Annotated in this window: 4 protein-coding genes; 1 reads left to right on the top strand and 3 read right to left on the bottom strand. The window is 58.5% G+C overall.

Features of this window, described 5'->3' with window-relative positions; translation table 11 throughout:
* The 3 genes from NW856_RS11725 to NW856_RS11715 form a co-directional block, all read right to left on the bottom strand.
* Positions 1–1,462, bottom strand: a 1,462-nt coding sequence (locus tag NW856_RS11725) for an S-layer homology domain-containing protein (protein WP_414400422.1), incomplete at its 3' end; no start/stop codon positions are given.
* Between the two features lie 173 nt (positions 1,463–1,635).
* Positions 1,636–2,676 carry an NADP(H)-dependent aldo-keto reductase gene (locus NW856_RS11720; RefSeq protein ID WP_414400421.1) on the bottom strand — a complete coding sequence of 347 codons (1,041 nt, stop codon included), beginning with the start codon at positions 2,674–2,676 and terminating at the stop codon, positions 1,636–1,638.
* Between the two features lie 93 nt (positions 2,677–2,769).
* Entirely contained in the window at positions 2,770–4,524 is a 1,755-nt protein-coding gene (locus NW856_RS11715; protein ID WP_414400420.1) for a hypothetical protein, read from the bottom strand.
* Between the two features lie 443 nt (positions 4,525–4,967).
* On the opposite strand from NW856_RS11715, the gene NW856_RS11710 reads away from it, so the two are divergent.
* Positions 4,968–6,089, top strand: coding sequence for a PP2C family protein-serine/threonine phosphatase (locus tag NW856_RS11710; protein WP_414400419.1), 1,122 nt, complete (start codon positions 4,968–4,970; stop codon positions 6,087–6,089).
* Positions 6,090–6,108: the final 19 nt, after the last annotated feature.

Genomic DNA, 6,108 nt, shown 5'->3' with positions numbered 1-6,108 from the left:
GAGCTGGAGTCGGCGTTGGGGTCGGTGTGGGTGTCGCTGCTGGTGTCGGGGTTGGTGTTGGGGTCGGTGTGGCAGTGGGCTGGGCGGCCTGCACCTGGAAAGACCACTGCTGGATGGCAGTGTTGCCGCTGGTATCGGCAATTTGGACGGCGATCAAGGTCGGCCGATCGGTGGGCAGCGGCTCGGCAGGGGTGTAGGCGAAGCCGGTGCGGGTGAGCTGGGCTTGGGCGGTGACATCCGCGTTGTTCACCAGCAAGGTAAAGCTATTCAGGTCAATTCCCTGGTCGTCCTGGAAACGGGCTGAGATGGAGGGGCGAGAGTTGTCGGTTAGGGATCCATTGGGAGGGGCCAGTTCGCTGATGGTGGGGAAGGTGGTGTCGGTCACCCGCCCGATGGTGATGGTCTTATCCGGCAACTGCACCAGGGTCACCAGTCCATCGCGCTCCAGGCGGGCAAAAACAGGGGCTTCTGAGGCCCGGTCTTGGCTGCGGAAGGTGTAGCTGCCCTCGTATTGCCCTGGGCGGGTTTCCTGCAGTGGCAGGTTGTAGGCAATGCCGGGGATGGAAAACGATCCCTGCGCCCCTGGGGATCCCAGCAAAAACACGGTAATCGTATCTCCTGGGTTTACAGATCCCAGCTCTTCGCGGGCAAAGAAGGTTCTCACCTCTGGAGCGGCGGGCAGCGTTTCCACCAGAGGCTCAATGGGAATGTCCGGCGTGGTCAGGGGTTCGGGCGTAGGAGTGACCTGGGCAAGGAGCTCGGTGCGGATCCCAGGGCCGGGAATGGCAGCCCCCACCGGCGGATCCAAATTGGGCACCCGGCCCACCTTGGCCAGCGCTTGGTAGGTAAGAGCAGCCACTTCCCCCCGCGTGGCCACCGCCTGGGCATTCAATTGGGTGGGGTTGGGGTAGAGCACCAACAGCCCTTCCTGAACTGCTGTCGCGATGGGGGCGCGGGCAAAGTTGGGAACCAAATTGGCATCGCCGAACGCGGATAGGATCGCGTCAATTTGGCCGGCATCTTCGATGAGCCTGCCGTTGGTGGCTGCACGGGTTAGGACGGTGATGGCTTGTGCACGGGTGAGCACATCGTTGGGACGAAAGGTGCCGTCCGGGAAGCCGGAAACAAACCCTGCCGCTGCCGCTGCGCCGATGGAGGGAGCCGCCCAACTGGGAATCGGATCGGCAAAGGAGCGCACAGGAACGTTGGTATCTAGGCCAAAAGCTTTGGTGACAATGACGGCAAATTGGGCACGGGTGATGGACTCGTTGGGGCGAAAGGTGCCATCCGGGAAGCCGCCGATGATCTGCCGTTCATTCAACCCAGCAATGTACTGGGCACCCCAATAGGTGCTGATATCGGACAGTTGGGCCCAAGCGGGATCCCCAAGCCAGGCCAAGCTGCTGCAACTGATCACCAGAGCGGCGGTTTTCCAGCCCTGCCAAAGGGAAAGCTCACGCATCGTTCACACCTCAGGTTCTGGGTACAGGATTCAGGTCTCGGATCCCCACTCTTGGCTGGGAGAGGCCATAGAAACTGGCCGGACAGAAGTGTAGGAGAGGATGATCCAAACCGCACACCCAGACGAGGAAACCTTCTGAAAAGTTCTGTCTGGTCACCGGTTTCGCCAACCTTTCAGGGGGCAGGATTGGGGTAGTGCTGGTGCACCGCCTCGATCTCCGCCAGGAGCTGCGGGGACAGCTCCACATCCAGGCAACTGAGGTTCTCTTTGAGTTGGGTCAGGCTGGTGGCCCCAATGATGGTGCTGGTGACAAACCAGCGGCTGCGCACAAAGGCCAAAGCCAACTGGGCCGGTGTCAGACCGTGCCGGCGGGCAATTTGCACATAGGCGGCCACCGCTTCTTCCACATTCGGCTTGCGGTACCGCTGGCCAAAGCCTTCAAACAAGGCCAAACGGGATCCCGGCGGCTTCACCCCCCCCAGATATTTGCCCGTCAGCAGCCCAAATCCGAGCGGGCTGTAGGCCAGCAAGCCCACCTGCTCGTGGCGGCAGACTTCCGCCAGGCCCATTTCAAACGTGCGGTTGATGAGGCTGTAGGCATTCTGAATCGAGACCACCTTGGGCAACCCCAGTTGCTCGGCCACGTGGCAGAACTCGCATACTCCCCAAGGGGTCTCGTTGCTCAGGCCGATGTAGCGAATGAGACCCTCTTGCACCAATTCCGCCAGAGCCTGCAACTGCTCGGCAATGGGAACGGTGGGCCGCTCCTGGCTGGGATCGTAGGCAACGCCCCCAAACAGGGGCACGTAGCGATCCGGCCAGTGGATCTGGTAGAGGTCGATGTAGTCGGTCTTCAGGCGTTTGAGGCTATCGGCCACCGCCTGCTTGAGGTTGTCGCGGGTGATGGACAGGGATCCGTTGCGAATCCAATGCCAGGGCCGACCGGGGCCGGTGATCTTGGTGGCCAGGATCAGGCGATGCCGCGGTTGGTGTTGTAGCCACTCGCCGATGTAGCGCTCGGTGGATCCCTGGGTTTCCGCCCGCGCCGGCACCGGGTACATCTCGGCGGTATCGATGAAGTTGATCCCGTGCTCCACCGCGTAGTCGAGCTGTTCGAAAGCCTCAGACAAAGTATTCTGCTGCCCAAAGGTCATGGTGCCCAGGCAGATCTCGGAAACTTGCAAAGGGCTGTGGCCAAGCTGGCGGTAGCGCATGGGGAATCTCCGTCTCCAACCCTAGACAGCGCGCCAGTCCCCATTGTGCCCAAAACCTGTCGGCCTACGGGATCCCCCGCTATGCCCCCGTTCCTATTTCGGTGCGGATCCCAGCAGAGGAACGTACTCGCGGTAGAGCTGACCCAAAATTTCCAGACCAATGCGGGTGCGGTTATCGGGGGGGCGAGCCTCAATGGCCGCCTTGACTTGCAAAATCGTGCCCACCGGATAGGGGGAGCGCAGCTCCTCCCGCTTGCCCAAAAACACATCCGTAAAGTAGTCGATCAGCCGCTTGACTTCTCCCACGTCCTTGCGGGAAATGTCCATATCCAAAACAGTGGTCAACTTGGCCCGCATGGCCTGAAAACTTTGCTGGCCGGTGTTGAGGGCCACCCGCTTGGCCAGGCTATCCACCACAATTTGGGTGATCTTCTCCACATTTTGGGTGACGATTTCTCGGTGGCGGGCGGCAAAGCGCAACTGAACCTCATCCAGAAATCGTTCTCGTTCCAGAATCTGGATGCCCTGTTGCTCCAAATCCACCCCATAGCTTTGCAACTGCTTGTACTGATTCAAAACCCATTGGTTGTAGAAGGAATCCGCCAAAACTCGCCAATAGCTGATGAGGGTGGCCTCGGCAAAGGGAACGCTGACCAAATAAGCTTCGCTGGTGATGTGGCGCAAATGCTCTGTCAGCTTGTCTCGCTCCTTCTCATCCAAGTAGGAGGTGCGCGGCACCCAAACTGCCCCGTACTCGCTTTTCACCTCTCCGGGCAGGGATCCGAAGAGGGTGTCAAAAAACTGATGAATGCTGAAGAGAAGAAACTTTCCCGGATCCTGAAGGCGGTTGAGCAGTTCCTGTTTTTTCTCCTCCTGATATTGGGCCACCAATTGCTGGGCCTCGGTGATCTGGCCGCGGGCCACCTCCACATCTTGCCGCAGCTTTTCAATCTCCTCCGAGCTCACCATCTCAACACCAGTAGGCTCCCGTTCCCCGCTGAAATAGCTGCCCCCCAGCCCGCTGCCCCCAATGCCCACCAGGGGAGCGTCGCTGTCGTTGTCCAGGGTTAGAAGGCGAGCAAGAGCCTGGAGTCGAGCCTGCCGATTGGAGGAGCGCAGGGATCCCAGCTCCACCGGATCCCCACTTTCCCAACCGTCCAGCCCGCCGATGCGGTAGAGCGTGTAAAAATACTTGCTGAGTAGAAGCGCCAGCAGATGCCTGTTCTTGACCTCGTTGTACTCCAGGTAGGCTCGCAGACACAGTTGGAAGGCGATGTTGGGCAAGCTGCGACACACCTTCATAATCTGGGTGTAGACCCTTTGCAGGTGAGGCCGAAAGCTGCGTGGGATCGCCTCGGGCCGTAGGCCGCGCAACAAGAACTCCTGCTGGCGCAGATCTTGAGGGGTAAAGTAAAAACTTTCTTGCCAAAGCAGCTCATCCAAGTCGCGGGCAAAAATCGGTTTTAAATGATCGATAATCTGCACCACAACCGACTCGGTGAAGACCGGTATAATCTTTTCGATGTGAAGCTGATCGTAAACGGAGCGCAGCCGCTCGCTGCGGAAGTCTTCGATGGAGATCAGCCCCTTCATGGTTCCGATCCGACCATCGCTCAGCAGGAACTTATAGACCACTTCGGCAGTGGCCCCTGGGGAGAGAACAAGAGTTCCCGTCAAGTCAGGGCAGATTTGCAGGGGGCGTAGCAGGCGGCTGGTTTCACTGACGCTGAAGCAACTCCAAGCTGCCGGGTTTAACACCACCGACGATAGGGAGGCCAACAATTGCTTCTCGTCCAAGTCCTCCAGCCGAATTTCTCCCCTGTGAGCTTCGCTAGGTCCCGGAGGCAAGCTCGCCCGCGAATCCTGAACGGCGGAAGGAGATAAGGATGGGGGAGATGTGCTCATGCGGTAAAGGCTATTGAATCTTAACGTTCACTCTAAGTCGGCGAAGGATGGATGAGTGTGATCTGTATCTCTGTATCCAATGAAAGTCTCTCAAGAAGAATCTGCCCAGAATCTGCCTCGAATTGTCTCCCGCCACCAGTATCTGGAAACGGTTAGCTTTTGGGTAGCGTGCAACCACGGTTTTGAGGATCCACAAATCGATACGTACCTTCAGCTCTGATGGATGAGGCTGCTGAGGCTTCACCCCTTTGTCGTGGACTGCTTGCCGAGCTGGTTTTCCTGACGCAACGCCTAAGCTACGATAAAAGGTCTGCCTACCAGTATGGGGTATTGGGCTGGAGTTGGGTTTGGATGCGTTTTGACTTCAGGATTGGGGTGCAGCGGTCATGGCGGCCATTTTGATTGTCGACGACGATCCGACGATTCGGCTGGTGTTGAAGCGATCCCTGGAACGACAGGGCTACACCGTGGAGATGGCCAGCAACGGTTCCGAGGGGCTGGAGCAAGCCCACCTGCTGGTGCCGGGGCTGATCATCTGTGACTGGATGATGCCGGACATGGATGGGCTGGAGGTTTGCCGACGCATCAAAGCCGATCCCAAGTTTTCCACGACGTTTTTTATTTTGCTCACCGCTCGCACCGAGGTCGAAGACCGCATCCAGGGCCTGGATGCCGGAGCAGATGAGTTTCTAAGCAAACCCATCGACCCCAATGAGTTGCGGGCACGTGTGCGGGCCGGGCTGCGCTTACACCAGCTCAGCTATGACCTGCAGCAGCAAACGGCCAGGTTACGGGCAGAATTGGCCGAGGCGGCCAGCTATGTGCGTTCTCTCCTGCCGGAGCCGGCCTATTTTCCCGACTGCAAAGTGACCCTCGAGTGGCGCTTTTTACCCTCCCAGGAATTGGGGGGAGATTCGTTTAACTATCATTGGCTGGATGAGGAACACCTGGCCATCTATCTGCTGGATGTGTCGGGGCATGGGGTGGGATCCGCTCTGTTGTCGGTGTCGGTGATGAACCAGTTGCGCACTCAAGGCTTGGCCGATGCCGATCCCCGCCAGCCGGACGCGGTCTTGCGCGCCCTCAACCACTCTTTTCAAATGGGATCCCACCATGAGATGTACTTCACCCTTTGGTATGGGGTTTATCAGCCGGGATCCCGTCTGCTCTCTTTTGCCAGTGCCGGCCACCCACCTGCCCTGCTCATCCAGGGTCAGGATTCGCTCCTGCTGAAGACTGCCAACTTGCCCATTGGCATTTTGCCCGACCTCATTTTTCAAAGGGATCAGGTGCGGATCCCGGAGAACAGCCATCTCTACCTGTTCAGCGATGGAGTTTACGAAGTCATAAACCCGCAGAGAGAAATCTGGGGGCTGAACAGTTTGATAGCCCTGCTGAGCAAGAGCGCTGACGGTGGCCTGGATCAGGTGATCCATGAGGCCCAATCCTTTCAGGGGCGGACGGACTTTGAAGATGATTTTTCCCTGCTCCGCGTCAGCTTTGGTTAGAGGTGGGTTGTGGCTGTTT

Origin of the sequence: Synechococcus sp. R3-13 (assembly GCF_047462195.1) — a bacterium.
GTDB lineage: Bacteria > Cyanobacteriota > Cyanobacteriia > Thermostichales > Thermostichaceae > Thermostichus.
The sequence above is the reverse complement of the archived record's forward strand: the minus strand, read 5'-3'. Positions and strand labels throughout refer to the sequence as shown.

Excerpts from the sequence above, each read along its gene's own strand:
- NW856_RS11720 (WP_414400421.1), bottom strand. The coding sequence starts at position 2,676 with ATGCGCTACCGCCAGCTTGGCCACAGCCCTTTGCAAGTTTCCGAGATC.
- NW856_RS11710 (WP_414400419.1), top strand. The coding sequence starts at position 4,968 with ATGGCGGCCATTTTGATTGTCGACGACGATCCGACGATTCGGCTGGTG.